This is a genomic window from Pseudomonas sp. S30_BP2TU TE3576, assembly GCF_050436025.1.
Classification (GTDB): domain Bacteria; phylum Pseudomonadota; class Gammaproteobacteria; order Pseudomonadales; family Pseudomonadaceae; genus Aquipseudomonas.
This window is the reverse complement of sequence record NZ_JBNDLK010000001.1, coordinates 1,959,539-1,979,622: the sequence shown is the minus strand read 5'-3', so window position 1 is coordinate 1,979,622 and position 20,084 is coordinate 1,959,539. Positions and strand designations below refer to the sequence as shown.

Genomic DNA, 20,084 nt, shown 5'->3' with positions numbered 1-20,084 from the left:
ACGTGGTGAAGCATGCCGTTGGCGGCTTGTTATAAGCGTAGTCAGAGATGCTCGCCGTGGCGGGCCATGATGTGCCGCACCACGCTGTAGTCCTGAAGCGAATCGCTGGACAGGTCCTTGCCGTAGCCCGAACGTTTCAGGCCGCCATGGGGCATTTCGCTGACCAGCATGAAATGGCTGTTGATCCAGGTGCAGCCGTACTGCAGGCGCGCCGCAACCTGCATGGCCTTGTCGAGGTTCTGGGTCCAGACCGACGAAGCCAGGCCGTATTCCGAATCGTTGGCCCAGTCCACCGCCTGTTCCAGTTCATCGAAGCGGGTCACGGTGACCACCGGCCCGAACACTTCGCGCTGAACGATCTCGTCACTTTGCTTGCAGCCGGCGAGCAGAGTCGGCTGGTAATAGAAGCCGGCGCCGGAATGCACCGCCGCGCCAGTCACTCGTTCGATATGCGGCTGGCCGAGGGCGCGTTCGACAAAACTGGCCACGCGGTCGCGCTGGCGGGTGCTGATCAATGGACCGATTTCATTGTCGGCGTCGCGTTTACCGGCGAAGCGCAGGCTGCTGACCGCCGCGCCGAGTTCGGCCACCAAACGGTCATGAATCCCGGCCTGGGCATAAATGCGGCAAGCAGCGGTGCAATCCTGGCCGGCGTTGTAATAGCCGTAGGTGCGCACGCCTTCGACCACGGCCTGGATGTCGGCATCGTTGCAGACGATCACCGGGGCCTTGCCACCGAGTTCAAGATGTGTGCGCTTGAGGGTTTTGGCGGCGGCTTGAAGAATTTTCTGGCCAGTGACGATATCGCCGGTCAGCGACACCATACGGATCTTCGGATGGCTGACCAAATGGCTGCCGACGCCTTCGCCGCCACCGCAAATAATGTTGATCACCCCGCGTGGCAGGATCTCGGCCAGCGCCGGAGCCAGGGCCAGGATCGACAGGGGCGTGTGTTCCGACGGCTTGAACACCAGGGTATTGCCGGCGGCGAGGGCCGGGGCGATTTTCCACGCGGCCATCATGATCGGGTAGTTCCACGGCGCAATCGACGCCACGACCCCGATAGGATCGCGACGGACCATGCTGGTGTAGCCCGGCAGGTATTCGCCGCTGAGCTGGCCGGTCTGGCAGCGCACGGCACCGGCGAAGAAGCGGAACACGTCGACCGTGGCATTCAAGTCGTCCTGACGGGCCAGGTGCAACGGCTTGCCGCAGTTCATGGCTTCGAGGCGGGCGAGCAGGTCGGCGTTTTTTTCGATGACGTTGGCGATTTCCAGCAGCAGGTTCGAACGCTGCTGTGGCGTGGTCCGTGACCAACCGGCAAAAGCGCGATTCGCGGCGAGGATCGCTGCTTCGACTTGCTCGGTGCTGGCTTCGGCAATTTGCGTCAGCACTTCGCCAGTGGCCGGGTTGATAATCGGCTCGACGCAGCCTTGACCGGCGACTAATTCACCATCAATCAACAATGCGGTGAACAACGGGGTCTGCGCGCCAGCCATTTTTCGGGTTCTCTTCTTTTGTGTGGCTTCTTGTGTAGACATGGCAGCGCTCCCTGTGACTGGAGCCCGGCCGTCTTTATTAGAAGTCACAAGACTAGTGCGCGGACCCGAGGACAACAAATACTAAATACTGAAGGTGGCGTTCGATTAAATAGATGGCTTACGCCCGCCGTGGGGTTGTTCGCGGGCGACCGTAAGGAACGGGTCCACCAGCGCCGGGCGCGCAGTGCCGCGACGCCAGGCGAGGCCGACATCGAGGGTCTGGCTGAGGTCGGCAATCGGTCGCGCTTCGATGATGTCGCCCTCCAATGACCACGGGCGATAGGTCATGTCGGGCTGGATCGACACGCCCAGGCCGGCAGCCACCAGGCTTCGCACCGCTTCGGTCGAGGCCGTGCGCAGGGTGATGCGCGGTTGCAGGGAGGCTGCCGACCACATGCGCTGGGCGTTGCGGTCCATTTCATCGACGTTCAGTTGAATCAATGGTTCGCGGGCCACATCGGCGAGGTTGATACTGTCGTGCTCCAGCAGCGGGTGCTGGGCCGGCAGCCACAGTCGGTGCGGCGAGTGGGTCAGCACTTCGGTCTGCAGGGCATGGCGGTCTTCGAGGTTGGAGAGGATCAGCACGCCGACATCGATCTCGCCGCTGACCAGCAAATGCTCGATGTACGGGCGCTCGTCTTCCATTACGCGGATTTCCACGTTGGGGTAGGCGCGCTGGAAACGGGTGAGCAAATCCGCCAGGTAATAACCGGCCACCAGGCTGGTCACACCGACGATCAACTGTCCGGCGACCTGGTCGGTGCTCTGTTGCAGGCTGCGTTTGGCGTTATCCACGGTGGCCAGGATCAAGTGCGCCTGACGCAGGAATTGATGCCCCTGGTGGGTCAGGGTCATCCCCTTGGCGTGGCGACTGAACAGGCTGACGCCGATTTCCTCCTCCAGTTGCTGGATCGCCAGGGTCAGGGTCGACTGGGAAATGAACGCGGTTTGCGCGGCGGCCGAGATCGAGCCGGTCTCGGCCACGGCAATGAAGTGACGGATCTGGCGCAAGGTCATCATGGGAAAGCACCCGGTGGGCTGTTTTTATCGATTGGCGAGAGTGTATATCGTTTTTTTGAAAGGCCGCTTTATGCCGCAAGCTTCAAGGGGCAAGCAGAAAAGATGTACATCGCCAGCGTGATGCTGGTGGACGAGGAAAACTTCATGGAGAAGTCCTACCTCGATGAGCTGGCGCGGCAGCTCAAGCTGGAGCCGGGGTTGAAAGCCGAACTGGAAAAGCAGGTGCGCCAGGCTTCCCTGTAACCTTCAGTCCGCCATCGCGAGCAAGCTCGCTCCCACATTGACCGCGTACAACTTGTGGGAGCGAGCCTGCTCGCGATGACAATTTCAGTCATACCGCATTCCTTGATGACCATTGCACGGTCCCTTTCTGCTGAATCACCCCTAACACCCATCCCCTCAATTAGCGGACATTCCCAACCCGGAGCCCATCCCGCCTTTTTTCAACGGGATGAGCAGTGGCGCGCAACCGTCTTATAAATGAAACACCGCCCTCAGCTATACTCCCCCGCATTTCGAATCAGGCCCGAGGATTGACTGTGAAGAACTGGACGTTGCGCCAACGCATCTTGGCGAGCTTTGCGGTAATTATCACCATCATGTTGCTGATGGTGGTCGTCTCGTATTCCCGGCTGTTGACGATCGAAAACAGCGAGGCCAGCGTGCGTGAGGACGCTCTGCCAGGGCTGTATTACAGTTCGATGATTCGTGGTGCGTGGTCCGACAGTTATGTACGCGTTCAGGCCATGCTCGGCCTGGAGGAAGGGCAGGGCTTCACTGCCGAGGATGCCGCGAACTTCAAGGGCTTCGCTGATCGGTTGAAAGAGCAGACGGACCTCTACCGTGCAACGATGGGCGACGAAGAAGACAGGGTCGATTACGCAGCCTTCGAAAAACTTCATGAGGACTACCAGCGGATTCTGGCCGAGGTGATCGAGTTGTATAAACGCAACCAGAACGCCGCGGCCGTCAACATGTTCAAAGGTGAACTGACCCCGACCTGGATAGCGGGTCGAATGAAGATCAATGACATCCTGCGTCATAACAAGACCGTGGCGGACACAGAAATCGCGGCCATTGATGATGCGGTGGTCACCGCCAAAGTCATCATGGGCATTTCCCTGGTGATCGCGGTGCTGGCCGCCGCCCTCTGCGGCCTGTTATTGATGCGCGCCATCATGGCGCCGATGAACCGCATCGTGAAAATCCTCGAAATCATGCGCACTGGCGACCTCAGCAGCCGGCTGAATCTAGAGCGCAAGGACGAGTTCGGCGCCGTGGAAACCGGCTTCAACGACATGATGACCGAGCTCACTTCCCTGGTGTCCCAGGCCCAGCGCTCGTCAGTGCAAGTCACCACATCGGTGACCGAAATCGCCGCCACTTCCAAGCAACAGCAGGCTACTGCCACCGAGACCGCCGCCACTACCACGGAAATCGGCGCGACCTCCCGTGAAATCGCCGCCACTTCCCGGGATCTGGTGCGCACCATGACCGAGGTCTCCACCGCCGCCGATCAGGCTTCCGTGGCCGCCGGCTCCGGGCAGCAGGGCCTGGCGCGCATGGAGGAAACCATGCACTCGGTGATGGGCGCGGCCGATCTGGTCAACGCCAAACTGGCGATCCTCAACGAGAAGGCCGGCAACATCAATCAGGTGGTGGTCACCATCGTCAAGGTCGCCGACCAGACCAATCTGTTGTCGCTCAACGCCGCCATCGAGGCCGAGAAGGCCGGGGAATACGGACGCGGTTTTGCCGTGGTCGCCACCGAAGTGCGGCGTCTGGCGGACCAGACCGCCGTGGCCACCTACGACATCGAGCAAATGGTGCGCGAGATCCAGTCGGCGGTATCGGCCGGAGTCATGGGCATGGACAAATTCTCCGAAGAAGTGCGTCGCGGCATGTCCGAGGTGCAGCAGGTCGGCGAGCAGTTGTCGCAGATCATCCATCAGGTTCAGGCGCTGGCGCCGCGGGTGCTGATGGTCAACGAAGGCATGCAGGCCCAGGCCACCGGTGCCGAGCAGATCAACCACGCGCTGGTGCAGTTGGGTGATGCCAGCAGCCAGACCGTCGAGTCCTTGCGCCAGGCCAGTTTCGCCATCGATGAACTGAGCCAGGTGGCCGTCGGGCTGCGCAGCGGCGTTTCGCGATTCAAAGTCTGATGAGCGAAATCACGGCCAAACGCTCTGCCGTGAAGCAGGCGCTGCATGCATTGTTCCTGGTGTTCCGCATCGGCAGCGAGCGCTATGCCTTGCGAGCCATCGAGGTGGCGGAAGTGCTGCCGTGCCTGCCGTTGAAGCCGATTCCCCATGCACCCGCCTGGGTCGCCGGGGTGTTTGCCTATCGGGGCGCGGTGGTGCCGGTGATCGACTTGAGCGCACTGACCTTTGGTACGCCTGCACAGGCCCGTACCAGCACGCGGCTGGTGCTGGTCAACTATCGCCCGGAAGCAACTGCCGAGGCGTACCTGCTCGGGCTGATTCTGGAGCAGGCGACTGACACCTTGCGTTGCGATCCGGCGGATTTTCAATCCTATGGCCTGGACAATCGACAGACGCCTTACCTGGGGCCGGTGCGCAAGGACGAACAGGGCTTGCTGCAATGGGTACGAGTCAACGATCTGCTCGACGATCAGGTTCGCGCATTGTTGTTCCCCTCGCCGCCACTGGATCCGGCGCTGCTTGAGGAGCGGCCATGAATAGCGATCAGCGTTTTTTTGACTTCCTCAAGGAACGTATCGGTCTCGACGTGACCTCCGTAGGGCCTGCGATCATCGAGCGTGCGGTGCGCCAGCGCTGCATCGCCTCGCAAGCACCCTCGGCCGATGAATATTGGCACACCTTGCAGGGCTCGCGGGACGAGCAGCAGGCGTTGATCGAGGCGGTGATCGTTCCGGAAACCTGGTTCTTCCGCTATCCGGAGTCCTTCGCCACCCTGGCGAAACTGGCGAGAAAGCGTCTGGCCGAGATCAATAATCTGCGCGCACTGCGGATTCTCAGCCTGCCATGCTCTACCGGCGAAGAACCGTACTCGATCGCCATGGCATTGTTCGATGCCGGGCTCCAACCGCATCAGTTCAAGGTCGACGGCATGGACGTCAGCCCGTTGTCGGTGGAAAAAGCCCGGCGGGCGTTGTACGGCAAGAACTCTTTTCGGGGTGACGACATTGTATTTCGCGACCGTCACTTCATCGCTGAAGGCGAGGGTTATCGACTTAATCCGCGTGTACTTGAGCAGGTGCGCTTGCAGGTTGGCAATGTGCTGGATCCGGACTTGCTTGCCGGCGAACCACCGTTTGATTTCGTGTTTTGCCGCAACCTGCTGATCTATTTCGACCAGCCGACCCAGAAACAAGTCTTCGAAGTACTCAAGTGTCTGACCCACGTTGACGGCGTGCTGTTTATCGGTCCGGCCGAAGGCAGTCTGCTGGGGCGTTTGGGGATGCGCTCGATCGGTATCGCGCAGTCCTTCGCATTCACCCGGCAAGGGGCGCCGGACCTTGAAACCATGCCGGCGTTCGTTCCGGCGCCGCTGCCGGTGTCGCAACCATTGCGCAACCCACCGCCTGCGCCAGCGCGCAGTCGCCCGTTTGCCCGGGTTGCACCGCTGCAGCCTGCACCTGCAACTTCAGGTGCCGACACTGCCGTGCTGCTGGCCAATATCGCCGCGCTGGCCGATGAAGGCAAAAGCGCCGAGGCACGAGTGGCGTGTGAAAGCTACTTGCGCAGCCATGAGCCGGTGGCTCAGGTCTTTTACTGGCTGGGGCTGCTCAGCGATGTGGCCGGCAATACCCTTGAAGCCCAGGGTTTTTACCGCAAGGCGTTGTACCTCGAACCGCAACATCCTGAAGCGTTGATGCATCTGGCCGCGTTGCTGCAGGCCCAGGGCGACGCCATGGGAGCCAGACGATTGCAGGAGCGTGCCGCTCGCAGCGGGCGCGCCGCCGACAGTGAGCGCAAACGATGATCGCCTCCGACACCTTTAGCGTCACCCGGGATGCCCAGGCCATCGACGACTGCTGGAACCGCATCGGTATCCACGGCGACAAGTCCTGCCCGCTGCTTGGCGAGCATATTCATTGCCGTAATTGTGCGGTGTATTCGGCGGCCGCGACGCGTTTGCTCGATCGCTATGCATTGCAGCAGGAACATCGCGGGCCAGCGTCGGTCGCGGTCGAGAGCGAGGTGAAGACCCGCTCGTTATTGATGTTCCGTCTGGGGGAAGAATGGCTGGGCCTGGCCACGCGCAGCCTGGTGGAAGTGTCGCCGTTACAGGCGATTCACTCATTGCCGCACCAGCGTTCCCGGGCCCTGCTCGGCGTGGCGAATGTGCGCGGCGCGTTGGTCGCCTGCCTGTCGCTGGTGGAGCTGCTCGGGCTCGACGGCACCAGTAGCGTGGCACCCGGCGCGCGGGTCATGCCACGCATGCTGATCATCGCGGCCGATGGCGGGCCAGTGGTGGTGCCGGTGGACGAGGTCGACGGGATTCATGCCATCGATGAGCACATCCTCGATGCTGCGTCGCGCTCGGGTGCTCAAGCCAGCGCGAAATACACCCGTGGCGTGTTGCAATTCAAAGGTCGCAGCCTGCGTTGGCTGGATGAAGAACAGCTGCTGTCCGCCGTGACCCGGAGCCTCACATGACCCCCGAGCAAATGCGCGACACCTCTTTGCTGGAACTGTTCAGCCTGGAGGCCGAGGCCCAGACCCTGGTCTTGAGCGCCGGCCTGCTGGCGCTTGAGCGCGACCCGACCCAGGCCGATCAACTTGAATCGTGCATGCGTGCGGCGCATTCGCTCAAAGGCGCGGCGCGGATCGTCGGCGTCGATGCCGGTGTCAGCGTCGCCCACGTGATGGAAGACTGCCTGGTCAGTGCCCAGGAAGGCCGCCTGTTGTTGCGCCCCGAACACATCGATGCACTGCTGCAAGGCACCGACTTGCTGATGCGCATCGCCACGCCGAACAGCATGCCGGGGACCGCGGATATCGATGCCTATGTGGCATTGATGGCGCGGTTGCTGGACCCGGCGGCCGCTGTGGTTGCGCCTGCTGCACCGGTAATGGCCGAACTGCAACTCGAAGCCCCGGCGCCCAGGGTCGAGATGTCGGCGTCTGCCGTCGAACCGCCACCGGCGTCAGATCCGGCCCCGCGCAAGGCCAAACGCACCACCGAAAACGGCGAACGTGTGCTGCGTGTCAAGGCCGAGCGCCTGAACAGCCTGCTCGATCTGTCGAGCAAATCCCTGGTGGAAACCCTGCGGCTCAAACCGCACCTTGCGACCATGCAGCGACTCAAGCGCATGCAGAACAACAGTCTGCGCGCACTGGAAAGTCTCAACGTTCATCTCAAGGACCAGGCCCTCAGCCTGGAGGCCCGGGAAGCCCTCGAGGATGCGCGGCGCTTGCTGGCGCAATCCCAGCAACTGCTGATGGAAAAGAACGCCGAACTAGATGAGTTTGCCTGGCATGCCAGCCAGCGTGCGCAGGTGTTGTACGACACGGCGCTGGCCTGTCGCATGCGGCCGTTTGCCGATGTGCTGACCGGGCAGGTGCGGATGGTCCGGGATCTGGGGCGCGACTTGGGCAAACAGGTGCGTCTGGAAATTGAAGGCGAGAAGACTCAGGTTGATCGCGACGTACTGGAAAAGCTTGAAGCACCGCTGACGCACCTGTTGCGCAACGCAGTCGACCACGGCATCGAAACGCCGGAACAACGCCTGCTGGCGGGCAAGCCGGCTGAAGGTTTGATCCGCCTGCGAGCTTCTCACCAGGCCGGTTTGCTGGTGCTTGAGTTGAGCGATGACGGCAATGGTGTGGACCTGGAAAAAGTCCGCAGCAGCATTGTCGAGCGAAATTTGTCGCCCGCACAAACCGCCGCGCAGTTGAGCGAAGAGGAACTGCTGACGTTCCTGTTCCTGCCCGGTTTCAGTCTGCGCGACACGGTCACCGAGGTGTCCGGTCGCGGCGTCGGCCTGGATGCGGTGCAGCACATGGTCCGGCAGTTGCGTGGCGCGGTGGTATTGGAGCAGACGGCGGGCGAGGGCAGTCGTTTCCACCTTGAGGTGCCGCTGACCCTGTCGGTGGTTCGCAGTCTTGTGGTGGAAGTCGGCGACGAAGCCTATGCCTTTCCGCTGGCTCATATCGAGCGCATGTGCGACCTGGAGCCGGAGGATATCGTGCAGGTCGAAGGTCGCCAGCATTTCTGGCACGAAGGCCGGCATGTCGGGTTGGTGGCGGCCAGCCAATTGCTGCAACGTCCGGCCAGCCAGAACAGCGGGCAAACCCTGAAGGTCGTGGTGATTCGCGAGCGCGATGCCATCTACGGCGTGGCGGTCGAGCGCTTTATCGGCGAGCGCACGCTGGTCGTGTTGCCGCTGGATGAGCGTCTGGGCAAGGTGCAGGACATTTCCGCCGGGGCCTTGCTCGACGACGGTTCGGTGGTGCTGATCGTCGATGTCGAAGACATGTTGCGTTCGGTGGACAAACTGCTCAACACGGGGCGTCTGGAGCGCATTGCCCGTCACAGCAGTCAGGTGGTCGAGGCCGCCCGCAAACGAATTCTGGTGGTGGATGATTCCCTGACCGTGCGGGAGTTGCAGCGCAAGCTGTTGCTCAATCGCGGTTACGACGTGGCGGTTGCAGTGGACGGCATGGACGGCTGGAACGCGCTTCGTTCGGAGGATTTCGATCTGCTGATCACCGACATTGATATGCCGCGTATGGACGGCATCGAACTGGTCACGCTGCTGCGTCGGGACAATCGTCTGCAATCGCTGCCGGTGATGGTGGTGTCCTACAAGGATCGTGAAGAGGACCGGCGCCGTGGACTGGATGCCGGGGCCGACTATTATCTAGCCAAGGCCAGTTTTCATGACGACGCCTTGCTCGATGCAGTGGTCGAGCTCATTGGAGGAGCGCGGGCATGAGGATCGCAATCGTCAACGACATGCCCATGGCGGTGGAGGCCCTGCGCCGCGCCCTGGCATTCGAGCCGGCGCACAAGGTGGTCTGGGTCGCCGGCGATGGCGCCGAGGCGGTGCGCCAGTGCGCGCTGGATACACCGGACCTGATTCTGATGGACCTGATCATGCCGGTGATGGATGGCGTCGAGGCCACGCGGCGGATCATGGCCGAGACCCCGTGCGCCATTGTCATCGTCACCGTGGATCGCCAGCAGAACGTACACCGGGTGTTCGAGGCCATGGGCCACGGTGCGCTGGACGTGGTCGACACCCCGGCCGTCGGCTCCGGCAATGCCCAGGAAGCGGCCGCGCCGTTGTTGCGCAAGATCCTGAACATCAGCTGGCTGATCGGCGACAAGGGCAACCGCCCGCGCCCGATACCGGCGCCGTTGCGCAGTCCGGGCTCACGCCAGAGCCTCATCGCCATTGGTTCATCCGCCGGTGGGCCGGCAGCGCTGGAAGTCTTGCTCAAGGGGCTGCCGCACAATTTCTCACCGGCCATCGTGCTGGTACAGCACGTTGACCAGGTGTTTGCCGCCGGCATGGCTGAATGGCTCGGCAGCGCCAGTGGCCTCAACGTGCGGCTGGCCGAGGAAGGCGAGCCACCGCAAAGCGGCACGGTATTGCTGGCCGGCACCAATCACCATATCCGCCTGCTGAAAAACGGCACGTTGGCCTACACCGCCGAACCGATCAACGAAATCTACCGACCCTCCATCGATGTGTTCTTCGAGAGCGTGGCCAGTTACTGGAACGGTGACGCCATAGGGATTTTACTCACCGGCATGGGGCGTGATGGCGCCCAGGGGCTTAAACTCATGCGCCAACAGGGCTACCTGACCATCGCACAAGACCAAAGCAGCAGTGCGGTGTACGGCATGCCGAAGGCGGCCGCAGCCATCGACGCTGCCGTGGAGATTCGCCCGCTGGAAAAGATAGCGCCACGATTGCTGGAGATTTTCGCCAAATGAGCACCTTTTTCCGCATTCCTGGCCCAGGTAGTACTCAGGTGACCGCACATGAATGAATTACAGCTCGACGACTTCAAGACCGACGAAAACGCCGCCATGGTGTTGCTGGTAGACGATCAGGCAATGATCGGCGAAGCCGTGCGCCGCGGCCTGTCGAATGAAGAGAATATCGATTTCCACTTCTGCGCCGATCCACACCAGGCCATCGCCCACGCGGTTCGCATCAAGCCGACGGTCATCCTGCAGGATCTGGTCATGCCCGGCCTTGACGGCCTGAGCCTGGTGCGCGAATACCGCAGTCACCCGGCGACCAAGGACATTCCGATCATCGTCCTGTCGACCAAGGAAGACCCGCTGATCAAGAGCGCGGCCTTCGCGGCCGGGGCCAACGATTACCTGGTCAAGCTGCCGGACAACATCGAACTGGTCGCGCGCATCCGCTATCACTCACGGTCCTACATGACCCTGCTGCAACGGGACGCGGCCTACCGTGCGTTGCGGGTCAGCCAGCAGCAACTGCTCGACACCAACCTGGTCCTGCAACGCCTGATGAACTCCGATGGCCTGACCGGGTTGTCGAACCGTCGGCACTTCGATGAATACATGGAGCTGGAGTGGCGCCGTTCGCTGCGTGAGCAGAGCCAGTTGTCGTTGCTGATGATCGATGTCGACTACTTCAAGGCCTACAACGACAGCTTCGGCCACCTGGAAGGCGATGAAGCCCTGCGCAAGGTCGCCGCGGCGATTCGTGACGCAAGCGCCCGGCCTTCGGACCTGCCGGCTCGTTATGGCGGCGAAGAGTTCGCCCTGGTGCTGCCCAATACTTCCCAGGGCGGCGCGCGGCTTGTCGCCGAGAAGCTGCGCCAGACCGTGGCAGCCCTGAAGATCCCGCATAACTCGCCAACCGAAGGGTCGAGCCTGACCATCAGCATCGGCCTGTCGACCATCACTCCGAAAGCGGGCAGCCACTGCCGTGACCTGATCCTGGCGGCGGACAAGGGGCTGTATTCGGCGAAGAACAATGGGCGTAATCAGGTGGGCGTGGAGTGATCTACCCTATTTCCTGAGCGACGCAAAGCCCTGTGGGAGCGAGCTTGCTCGCGATGGCGTTGTGTCAGTCGATAGTTCCATGGACTGACACGCCGTCATCGCGAGCAAGCTCGCTCCCACAATGGCCTCAATCGCTGTAAAGAACGTCTGCAACCCCGTCTTTTCGGCCAAGCGGGCTGCCGTTTTCGGCCGTTTCCCGGTATACTCGCCGGCTTTCAAAAGTTCGCCAACGAGTGCTGCCCGTCATGGAAATCAACCCGATCCTGAACACCATCAAGGACCTGTCCGAGCGCTCCGAAACTATTCGGGGGTATCTTTGACTACGATCAAAAGCATGAGCGTCTGACCGAAGTCAATCGCGAGCTTGAAGATCCGAGTGTCTGGAACAAACCTGAATACGCCCAGGAACTGGGCCGCGAGCGCGCTGCGCTGGCGCAAATCGTCGATACCCTCGACGGGTTGAACACCGGTCTGGCCGATTGCCGTGACCTGCTGGACATGGCCGTCGAAGAAAACGACGAAGGCGCAGTGGACGATGTCGTCGCCGAGCTGGCCCGACTCGAGGAAAGTCTGGCCAAGCTGGAATTCCGTCGCATGTTCAGCCACGAAATGGACCCGAACAACGCCTATCTGGACATCCAGGCCGGTTCCGGCGGCACCGAAGCCCAGGACTGGGCCAACATTCTGCTGCGCATGTACCTGCGCTGGGCCGACAAACGCGGTTTCGACGCGACCATCATGGAACTGTCCGCCGGTGAAGTCGCCGGGATCAAGGGCGCGACCGTGCACATCAAGGGCGAATACGCCTTTGGCTGGTTGCGGACCGAGATCGGCGTGCACCGTCTGGTGCGCAAGAGCCCGTTCGACTCCGGCAACCGTCGCCACACCTCGTTCTCTGCGGTGTTCGTCTCGCCAGAGATCGATGACAAGGTGGAAATCGAAATCAACCCGGCAGACTTGCGGATCGACACCTATCGTTCCTCGGGTGCCGGTGGTCAGCACGTAAACACCACCGACTCGGCCGTACGTATCACCCACGTACCGACCAACACCGTGGTCAGCTGCCAGAACGAACGTTCCCAGCACGCCAACAAAGACACCGCCATGAAAATGCTGCGGGCCAAGTTGTACGAGCAGGAAATGCAGAAGCGCAACGCGGCGTCCCAGGCGCTGGAAGACACCAAGTCCGATATCGGCTGGGGTCACCAGATCCGTTCGTACGTGCTCGATGCCTCGCGGATCAAGGATCTGCGCACCAACATCGAACGCAGCGACTGTGACAAGGTGCTCGACGGCGACATCGACGAATACCTGGAAGCGAGCCTGAAGTCCGGGCTGTAAAAGACGCAATACAGGATCGGCTGATTCAACTCGATCCCTGTAGGAGCCAGCCTGCTGGCGATCCCCGGGCCGCAGGGCCCGGGGGCAACGAACCTGATGGAATATTTAAAGACATGAGCGACCTAGAACTCGACCCGCAAGCCCTGCAACAGGAAGAAAACTCCCTGATCGCCCTGCGCAAGGAAAAGCTTGCTGCCGAGCGTGCCAAGGGCAATGCCTTCCCCAACGACTTCCGCCGCGAAAACTACTGCGATGCACTGCAGAAACAGTACGCGGACAAGACCAAGGAAGAGCTGGCAGAGGCTGCGATCCCGGTCAAGGTTGCCGGTCGCATCATGCTCGACCGTGGCTCGTTCATGGTGATCCAGGACATGACCGGACGAATTCAGGTCTACGTCAACCGTAAAACCCTGTCCGAAGAAACCCTGGCCGCGGTGAAAACCTGGGACATGGGCGACATCATTGCCGCCGAAGGCACCCTGGCCCGTTCCGGCAAAGGCGACCTGTACGTTGAAATGACCAACGTGCGCCTGCTGACCAAATCCCTGCGCCCGCTGCCGGACAAGCACCACGGCCTGACCGACACCGAACAGCGCTACCGCCAGCGCTACGTTGACCTGATCGTCAACGAAGACGTGCGCCAGACCTTCCGCGTGCGTTCGCAAGTCATCGCCCACATCCGCAGCTTCCTGATGAAGCGTGACTTCCTCGAAGTGGAAACGCCGATGCTGCAGACCATTCCGGGCGGCGCGGCAGCCAAGCCGTTCGAAACCCACCACAACGCGCTGGACATGGAAATGTTCCTGCGTATCGCGCCGGAGCTGTACCTCAAGCGCCTTGTTGTTGGCGGGTTTGAGAAGGTGTTCGAGATCAACCGCAACTTCCGTAACGAAGGCGTTTCGACTCGTCACAACCCTGAATTCACCATGCTGGAGTTCTACCAGGCTTACGCCGACTACGAAGACAACATGGACCTGACCGAAGAACTGTTCCGCGAACTGGCTCAGCTGGTTCTGGGCAGCACCGACGTGCCATACGGCGACAAAGTGTTCCATTTCGGCGAGCCGTTCGTACGTCTGTCGGTGTTCGACTCGATCCTCAGGTACAACCCTGAGCTGACCGCTGACGACCTGAACGACATCGACAAGGCCCGCGCCATCGCCAAGAAGGCCGGCGCCAAGGTGTTGGGCTTCGAAGGCCTGGGCAAGTTGCAGGTGATGATTTTCGAAGAGCTGGTCGAGCACAAGCTGGAACAGCCGCACTTCATTACCCAGTACCCGTTCGAAGTGTCGCCGCTGGCCCGTCGTAACGACGAGAACCCTAACGTCACCGACCGTTTCGAGCTGTTCATCGGTGGTCGTGAAATCGCCAACGCCTACTCCGAGCTGAACGACGCGGAAGACCAGGCCGAGCGCTTCATGGCCCAGGTGGCCGACAAGGACGCCGGCGACGATGAAGCCATGCACTACGACGCCGACTTCGTTCGTGCGCTGGAGTACGGCATGCCGCCAACGGCGGGTGAAGGCATCGGCATCGACCGTCTGGTGATGCTGTTGACCAACTCCCCGTCGATCCGCGACGTGATCCTGTTCCCGCACATGCGGCCGCAAGCGTAATTGTTTCAATTAAAAAACCGCCTTTTCAGGCGGTTTTTTATTGCCTGTCTGGTACAAACGTATCAACTTGTTACTTTCATCTGAGAGGAAATACCTGTCGTGATTCGTGCAATGGCTCAAGAAGGTGCAGCGGGTATCGCCACTGCGGTCGCTGAAAGTGTTCAGTACCAGGGTCGCAAGGCCAGCCGACAGGGCAGCGAGCAGCGTCGACAGGACATTCTCGACGCCGCGATGCGCATTGTCGTGCGCGATGGCGTGCGCGCCGTACGGCACCGTGCGGTGGCCGCCGAGGCGCAAGTGCCGTTGTCGGCGACCACTTACTATTTCAAGGATATCGATGACTTGCTCACCGACACCTTTGCCCAATACGTGGAGCGCAGTGCGGCGTACATGGGCAAGCTGTGGGTGAACAACGAAGGCCTGCTGCGCGACATGATCGCCAGTGGCGATGGCAGCCCGCAGGCGCGCTCGAAACTGGCGGACGATATTGCGCGGCTGATGACCGATTACGTTCACCGGCAACTGGTCAATCGCCGTGAACATTTGATGGCCGAACAGGCGTTCCGCCAGGAAGCGTTGCTTAACCCGCGCCTGGCCGAGCTGGTGCGCTCGCATCAGCAAATCCTGTTGCAGGGCTCTTGCCAGCTGTTCCAGGTGTTGGGCTCGCGCGAGCCGCATCAGGATGCCAAGGTGTTGACGGCGATTATCGGCCGGATGGAATATCAGGGCCTGCTCAACGTCGACGAGCCTGCCGCCGAAGAGGAAATGCTCGGCATCCTGACGCGCTACATGCACCTGGTGCTGGCGTCGGTGTGAGCGAAGGGTTCGACCCTGTGGGAGCGGGCTTGCTCGCGAAGGCGGTGTGTCAGTCAACATTAATGTTGAATGTTGTACCGCTTTCGCGAGCAAGCCCGCTCCCACATTTGCTCGGCGTATGTTTCATAGGGAGTATTGAATGAAAGCCTGGCGTGTCGTTGTGATCGCCTTGTCGTTCCTGCTGCTCAGTGGCTGTCTGGTGACCTTCAGGGAACCGCTGCCTGCAAGCGAACCCGCGCCCAAAGGATTGCTCGGCAAATGGACCAGCACCAATGCCTGGGGCGAGCCACTCAACCTCGAACTGACCCGCATCGGCGACAACCGCTATCAGGCCGTCAGCTACTACCGCGCTCGGCCCAGGGAACGTGAAGCCTATCCGTTCACCCTGTCGCGCCATGGCAATCGCTGGTATCTGTCGGCGAAGGTGCCAGCGCAGTTCGGCGGGCATTTCACCATTGGCGGGTTTGAGCTGACCGACAAGCATGAGCTGGTGGTTTACAACCTCGACCTCGACCAGATCAACCAGGCCATGAAGCAAAAAACCCTGAGCGGCGAAAGCTTCCAGACCAACGACGGCGATGGCGTATTGATCGACAGCAACATGGATCAAGTCGCCGCCTACCTCGACGACCCGGCCAATTCGGATGTGTTCGTCGAAGCGGTGCGCTACCAGCGTCAGGCCAAAGCCAAATAACCGGCACCAAAGGGTTTCTACAGGAGTTTCGCGTGGACGATTACCAACAGTCGATACGTGCTTTGTCCGATCGCATCGTGTTGGCGCAGACGCCGATCCGCGTCCTCGATGCGGTCAAATGGGACGACAACATTCGCAAGGGCTTCCTCAAGGCCAAGGGCAAGGAAATGCCGGCGGTGGACCGCGACTACTACCTCAACCGGCCGCTGGCGTTCGATTCCAGCAAAGTGAAGCTGGAGTTCCAGAACATCGAGCGCGACATCACCCGCCAGCTCGGCCAGTTCAACCCCGTCGGCCAGATCATGCGGCGCATGTGCAAGGAATACCGCATGGTGGTGCGCATGCTCGAAGCGCGTGGCACCGAGGATTTCGGCCTGATTTCCCAAGAGTTGTACGGCGCCGCGTCCGATGCGTTCCATGCCGGCGACCCGACGCTGTCTGACCTGGGCATGATGTTGTCCGAATACCTGAACAACATTGACGGCCGTGGCGATCTGAAAGATGAACCGAAAACGTTGACTGCCAAGGATGCGGTCGACCTGTTGCAGCACCGGTTGAACAAGGTGTTTGGCGAAGCCGAGGAAACCATCCGGGTGTTCGAGTCCGATGGCATCGTCGCCGATGCGGCAGCCGGCGCCGACTACATCAAGATCCGCTCCGATGCGATGTTCAACCAGCGCGATGTGCGCGCCCTGGAGGTCCACGAAGGGCTGGTGCACGTCGGCACCACGCTCAACGGCCTGAACCAGCCAATCTGCACCTTCCTGGCCAAAGGCCCGCCCTCGTCGACGGTGACCCAGGAAGGCCTGGCGATCCTGATGGAGATCATCACCTTCGCCTCCTACCCGAGTCGCCTGCGCAAACTCACCAACCGCACCCGCGCCATTCACATGGTGGAGGAGGGCGCGGACTTCCTGCAGGTGTTCGAGTTCTTCCGCGAGCAAGGCTTCGAGATGCCCGAGAGCTACAGCAACGCCAGTCGCGTTTTCCGCGGCTCGGTGCCGACAGGTCTGCCATTCACCAAAGACTTGTCCTACCTCAAGGGCTTCATCATGATTTACAACTACATTCAACTGGCCGTGCGTAAAGGCAAGCTGGAGCAGATACCACTGTTGTTCTGCGGCAAGACCACCCTGGAAGACATGCGTACTTTGCGCCAGTTGGTGGACGAAGGCATGGTGGTACCGCCCAAGTACCTGCCGGAACAGTTCCGCGACATGAACGCGCTGTCGGCGTGGATGTGCTTCTCCAACTTCCTCAACCACCTGAGCCTGGACCGGATCGAGGCGGATTACTCGAATATCCTCTGAGGCTGGTGTTATCCCCCTGTGGGAGCGGGCTTGCTCGCGAAAGCGGTTTAACATTCAACATCTCTGTTGTCTGACACAACGCCTTCGCGAGCAAGCCCGCTCCCACATTGGGCCTGCATTCCAAATCCAGTTTTGCGAGGTTTCAACGGATGAGAATCCTCGGCATCCTCTGCCTTCTCCTGACCTTGAGCGGTTGCAGCTCGCTGTTGTTCTACCCGGAACCCGGCCAGTTGTTCACCCCGGAAAAGGCCGGGCTCGAATACCGCACCGTCACCCTGATCACCGCCGATGGCCTCAAGCTGAACGCATGGTGGCTGCCGGCGAAGCAGGGGATCGAGGTCAAAGGCACGGTGCTGCACCTGCACGGCAACGGCGGAAACCTGCCCATGCACCTCGGCGGGAGCTTTTGGTTGCCGAAAAATGGTTACCAGGTGTTGCTTGTTGACTATCGCGGTTACGGCCTGTCCGAAGGCGAGCCGAGCCTGCCGGCGATCTATCAGGACATCGATGCGGCGTTCATCTGGCTGGACAAGGCACCGGAGGTCAAGGGCAAGCCGCTGATCCTGCTTGGCCAGAGCCTCGGTGGCTCGATGGCCGTGCATTATCTGGTCCGGCACCCGGAACGCCAGAAGCAGCTCAAGGCCATCGTTCTCGATGGTGCCCCTGCCAGTTACCGCAGCGTCGGCCAGTTTGCCTTGAGCACATCGTGGCTGACCTGGCCGTTCCAGGTGCCGTTGTCGTGGCTGGTACCGGACGGCGACAGCGCGATCAACTCCATCGCGCAACTCAAGGATGTGCCGAAACTGCTCTACCACAGCATCGACGATCCGATCGTGCCTCTTTCCAACGGCATCCGGCTGTATCAAGCTGCGCCGCCGCCGCGGGTGCTGCAACTGACCCGTGGCGGTCACGTGCAGACGTTCGCCAATCCGGTCTGGCGCAAGGTCATGCTGCGTTATCTTGATGACCCGCAGCATTTCAACGGCCTGCGCCGCCTGGGCGAAATCCCCAATTACCCGGCACCCCCGAATTCAGAAACTGAACCGCCAGAGAGTCCGCAATGAGTGAAGAACGTAACGCCATCCCGCTGATCATCACCGGTATCTGCAGCATCCTCGGCACCGTCGGTGCCCTGTGGTGGTACGGCTACCTGCACTTCGCCAAGCCCGAGGATGCGTTGCTGCTCAACGAATTCACCATGCTCAAGACGATTCCGGGCGAAGACTACAAAGTCTCCCTGGAGCCCGCCGCCCAAGTGGCGCAGTGCATCGATGGCGTGCTGGTGCTGTTCGACACCGAGCAGAAAGGCCTGACCGGCGTGTTGGTCAACGACCGGAAAAAAGCGGTACGGTGTATGGGGCAGGAAACGCCGCAGAAGCTTGAATAAGTAAGGCCGGTCATGGCTTGATATTACCCTTCCTTTATCCATCAGGCGCAACAAGGACAAAGGAAGGGGGGGTGTAAAAACAAATGCTTAAATTTATGCTAGTTGCAGTTGGGGATCGGTTCATCGTTTAGCGATATCGCGAGTGATGCGTGTGCACCAGCATAGCCACAAAACTTTACGTTAATTTTGTTATCTGAATCTCTTAGCGTTTTCCCTGGCTGGAGGGTAGGGTCCGCGAGAGAGACAGTTTGTGGTGTTGCATCGAGTTGGTAGTTTTTTAAGGTGTTTGCCATATCAGTAAACCTGATCCATACACCCGTTAGTCGGTTATCACCGGGTGGGAACATGTCGAACATCATGCGCTCCCGAAACTCCAGCGCTATTTGTCTAGGGGACGAGTTGCGGTTAATTAATAGAAGTACCGGTGGAGTAATAGGGCTGGGCGTAGAGCCGGATCTAGCTAACAAGTACTTGCCGGTTTTATTTACCGTTTTTATTTGCGAATCATTCAACCAGCCAGAGTACCAACGATTGTTGACGGGGTAGAGCGCTGCACCACCCCCGACTGGATCACCGGTGTCGCCATATGCAATTGGAGAACAGGAATTGGGGGCCCCTACAGTGTCTAAATTCAACTGGCATTTAGTATAGGTTTCTGGGTGGTTGTAGCCTAAGCTGTGGCCGAATTCATGTTTATAAACATGGGGGCTACCTGGCTGTCCATAAACCCCCATATAGTCCCCAGGCATGTACGCAGATGCATTACCACCGCATGGGATCATGTAGATCTTGTAATCGTAGTCGGCAGGATTAATTCCTTGGGCTATAGCTGCTTTATCACCTTCTGATTTTGCGAGAGGGAGAGAGAGGGCAGGATTAACTCCTTGGGCTCTAGCTGCTTTATCACCTTCTGATTTTGCGAGAGAGAGAGGGAGGGAAGTTGTACGGCAAATATCAGGCATTGGCCCGAACTCAGCTGTAATCAGGGTGCCATTCAAAGTTAATTTGCTCTTCGATACTACTGAAATGTATGTGCTTAGTGAGTCCTGATCTTCGGAAATTGTCTGTAAGCGGATTTTGGCAGGATCCAAACGATGTTGGGGGAGCGTGTCGCTGTAATTAACCACGGTTACCAGAACTTTCAAACTCCCCAACATTGGGCGCTGATTAATACCTGGTATGGGTAATGGAACGTCATGGGGTATGGCGTCCCGCTCGTCATATACGAAATCACTGACAGTTTGGGTGCCCGAAGGTGTGCCATCGGTCTGTGCACAACCGGACAGAATTAAAGCGGCACAAAACATCAGTCTCATACGCATCATCCATGCTCCTTTTTGCACCTGTATTAGTGCTGGAGCCAAGCTACTTCTATTT

Annotated in this window: 17 protein-coding genes and 1 pseudogene; 15 read left to right on the top strand and 3 right to left on the bottom strand. The window is 60.1% G+C overall.

Annotated features, from left to right (window positions below; genetic code table 11):
- Nucleotides 1–41: 41 nt before the first annotated feature.
- Together ABIA48_RS09050 and ABIA48_RS09045 are read right to left on the bottom strand one after the other, a co-directional pair.
- Entirely contained in the window at nucleotides 42–1,499 is a 1,458-nt protein-coding gene (locus tag ABIA48_RS09050; RefSeq protein WP_429492825.1) for a gamma-aminobutyraldehyde dehydrogenase, read from the bottom strand.
- A gap of 147 nt (nucleotides 1,500–1,646) precedes the next feature.
- Nucleotides 1,647–2,561, bottom strand: a complete 915-nt coding sequence (locus tag ABIA48_RS09045; RefSeq protein WP_007975056.1) for a LysR family transcriptional regulator — start codon at nucleotides 2,559–2,561, stop codon at nucleotides 1,647–1,649.
- Nucleotides 2,562–2,633: 72 nt separating this feature from the next.
- Here ABIA48_RS09045 and ABIA48_RS09040 point away from each other — a divergent pair.
- The 15 genes and pseudogenes from ABIA48_RS09040 to ABIA48_RS08970 form a co-directional block, all read left to right on the top strand.
- Nucleotides 2,634–2,804, top strand: a pseudogene (locus tag ABIA48_RS09040) (DUF533 domain-containing protein); the annotation flags it as partial.
- Between the two features lie 296 nt (nucleotides 2,805–3,100).
- A complete protein-coding gene (locus tag ABIA48_RS09035) occupies nucleotides 3,101–4,723 on the top strand; it encodes a methyl-accepting chemotaxis protein (RefSeq protein WP_429488033.1) in 1,623 nt (540 codons plus the stop codon).
- On the top strand, nucleotides 4,723–5,259 hold the full coding sequence (locus ABIA48_RS09030; protein ID WP_429488031.1) for a chemotaxis protein CheW: 537 nt from the start codon (nucleotides 4,723–4,725) through the stop codon (nucleotides 5,257–5,259). The genes ABIA48_RS09035 and ABIA48_RS09030 overlap by 1 nt, the downstream gene beginning before the upstream one ends.
- Nucleotides 5,256–6,527, top strand: a complete 1,272-nt coding sequence (locus ABIA48_RS09025) for a CheR family methyltransferase (protein ID WP_429488029.1) — start codon at nucleotides 5,256–5,258, stop codon at nucleotides 6,525–6,527. Before ABIA48_RS09030 ends, ABIA48_RS09025 begins: the two co-directional genes overlap by 4 nt.
- Nucleotides 6,524–7,204: a chemotaxis protein CheW gene (locus tag ABIA48_RS09020; RefSeq protein ID WP_429488027.1), complete on the top strand. Its 681-nt coding sequence runs from the start codon at nucleotides 6,524–6,526 to the stop codon at nucleotides 7,202–7,204. The genes ABIA48_RS09025 and ABIA48_RS09020 overlap by 4 nt, the downstream gene beginning before the upstream one ends.
- Nucleotides 7,201–9,486 carry a hybrid sensor histidine kinase/response regulator gene (locus ABIA48_RS09015; protein ID WP_429488025.1) on the top strand — a complete coding sequence of 762 codons (2,286 nt, stop codon included), beginning with the start codon at nucleotides 7,201–7,203 and terminating at the stop codon, nucleotides 9,484–9,486. The genes ABIA48_RS09020 and ABIA48_RS09015 overlap by 4 nt, the downstream gene beginning before the upstream one ends.
- Entirely contained in the window at nucleotides 9,483–10,493 is a 1,011-nt protein-coding gene (locus ABIA48_RS09010) for a chemotaxis response regulator protein-glutamate methylesterase (RefSeq protein ID WP_429488024.1), read from the top strand. Before ABIA48_RS09015 ends, ABIA48_RS09010 begins: the two co-directional genes overlap by 4 nt.
- Before the next feature lie 48 nt (nucleotides 10,494–10,541).
- Nucleotides 10,542–11,543, top strand: a complete 1,002-nt coding sequence (locus tag ABIA48_RS09005; protein ID WP_429488022.1) for a diguanylate cyclase domain-containing protein — start codon at nucleotides 10,542–10,544, stop codon at nucleotides 11,541–11,543.
- Nucleotides 11,544–11,788: 245 nt separating this feature from the next.
- A protein-coding gene (gene prfB, locus ABIA48_RS09000) for a peptide chain release factor 2 (RefSeq protein WP_104450710.1) occupies nucleotides 11,789–12,884 on the top strand; the annotation gives its coding sequence in 2 pieces (ribosomal slippage) (nucleotides 11,789–11,860 and nucleotides 11,862–12,884; 1,095 coding nt in all).
- Between the two features lie 113 nt (nucleotides 12,885–12,997).
- Entirely contained in the window at nucleotides 12,998–14,500 is a 1,503-nt protein-coding gene (gene lysS / locus ABIA48_RS08995; RefSeq protein ID WP_429488019.1) for a lysine--tRNA ligase, read from the top strand.
- Nucleotides 14,501–14,599: 99 nt separating this feature from the next.
- Complete coding sequence (locus tag ABIA48_RS08990) at nucleotides 14,600–15,316, top strand: TetR/AcrR family transcriptional regulator (protein ID WP_174245502.1); 717 nt, start codon at nucleotides 14,600–14,602, stop codon at nucleotides 15,314–15,316.
- A 139-nt stretch (nucleotides 15,317–15,455) separates the two neighbouring features.
- Nucleotides 15,456–16,010 carry a hypothetical protein gene (locus tag ABIA48_RS08985; protein ID WP_429488017.1) on the top strand — a complete coding sequence of 185 codons (555 nt, stop codon included), beginning with the start codon at nucleotides 15,456–15,458 and terminating at the stop codon, nucleotides 16,008–16,010.
- A 32-nt stretch (nucleotides 16,011–16,042) separates the two neighbouring features.
- Nucleotides 16,043–17,320 (top strand): flavohemoglobin expression-modulating QEGLA motif protein, encoded by a 1,278-nt coding sequence (locus ABIA48_RS08980; RefSeq protein WP_429488015.1) that lies wholly within the window; start codon nucleotides 16,043–16,045, stop codon nucleotides 17,318–17,320.
- Nucleotides 17,321–17,469: 149 nt separating this feature from the next.
- Complete coding sequence (locus ABIA48_RS08975) at nucleotides 17,470–18,384, top strand: alpha/beta hydrolase (protein WP_429488013.1); 915 nt, start codon at nucleotides 17,470–17,472, stop codon at nucleotides 18,382–18,384.
- Nucleotides 18,381–18,707, top strand: coding sequence for a hypothetical protein (locus ABIA48_RS08970; protein ID WP_429488011.1), 327 nt, complete (start codon nucleotides 18,381–18,383; stop codon nucleotides 18,705–18,707). Before ABIA48_RS08975 ends, ABIA48_RS08970 begins: the two co-directional genes overlap by 4 nt.
- Nucleotides 18,708–18,805: 98 nt before the next feature.
- On the opposite strand, the gene ABIA48_RS08965 is transcribed toward ABIA48_RS08970, so the two are convergent.
- Nucleotides 18,806–20,029, bottom strand: a complete 1,224-nt coding sequence (locus ABIA48_RS08965) for a transposase (protein ID WP_429488009.1) — start codon at nucleotides 20,027–20,029, stop codon at nucleotides 18,806–18,808.
- Nucleotides 20,030–20,084 lie beyond the last annotated feature (55 nt).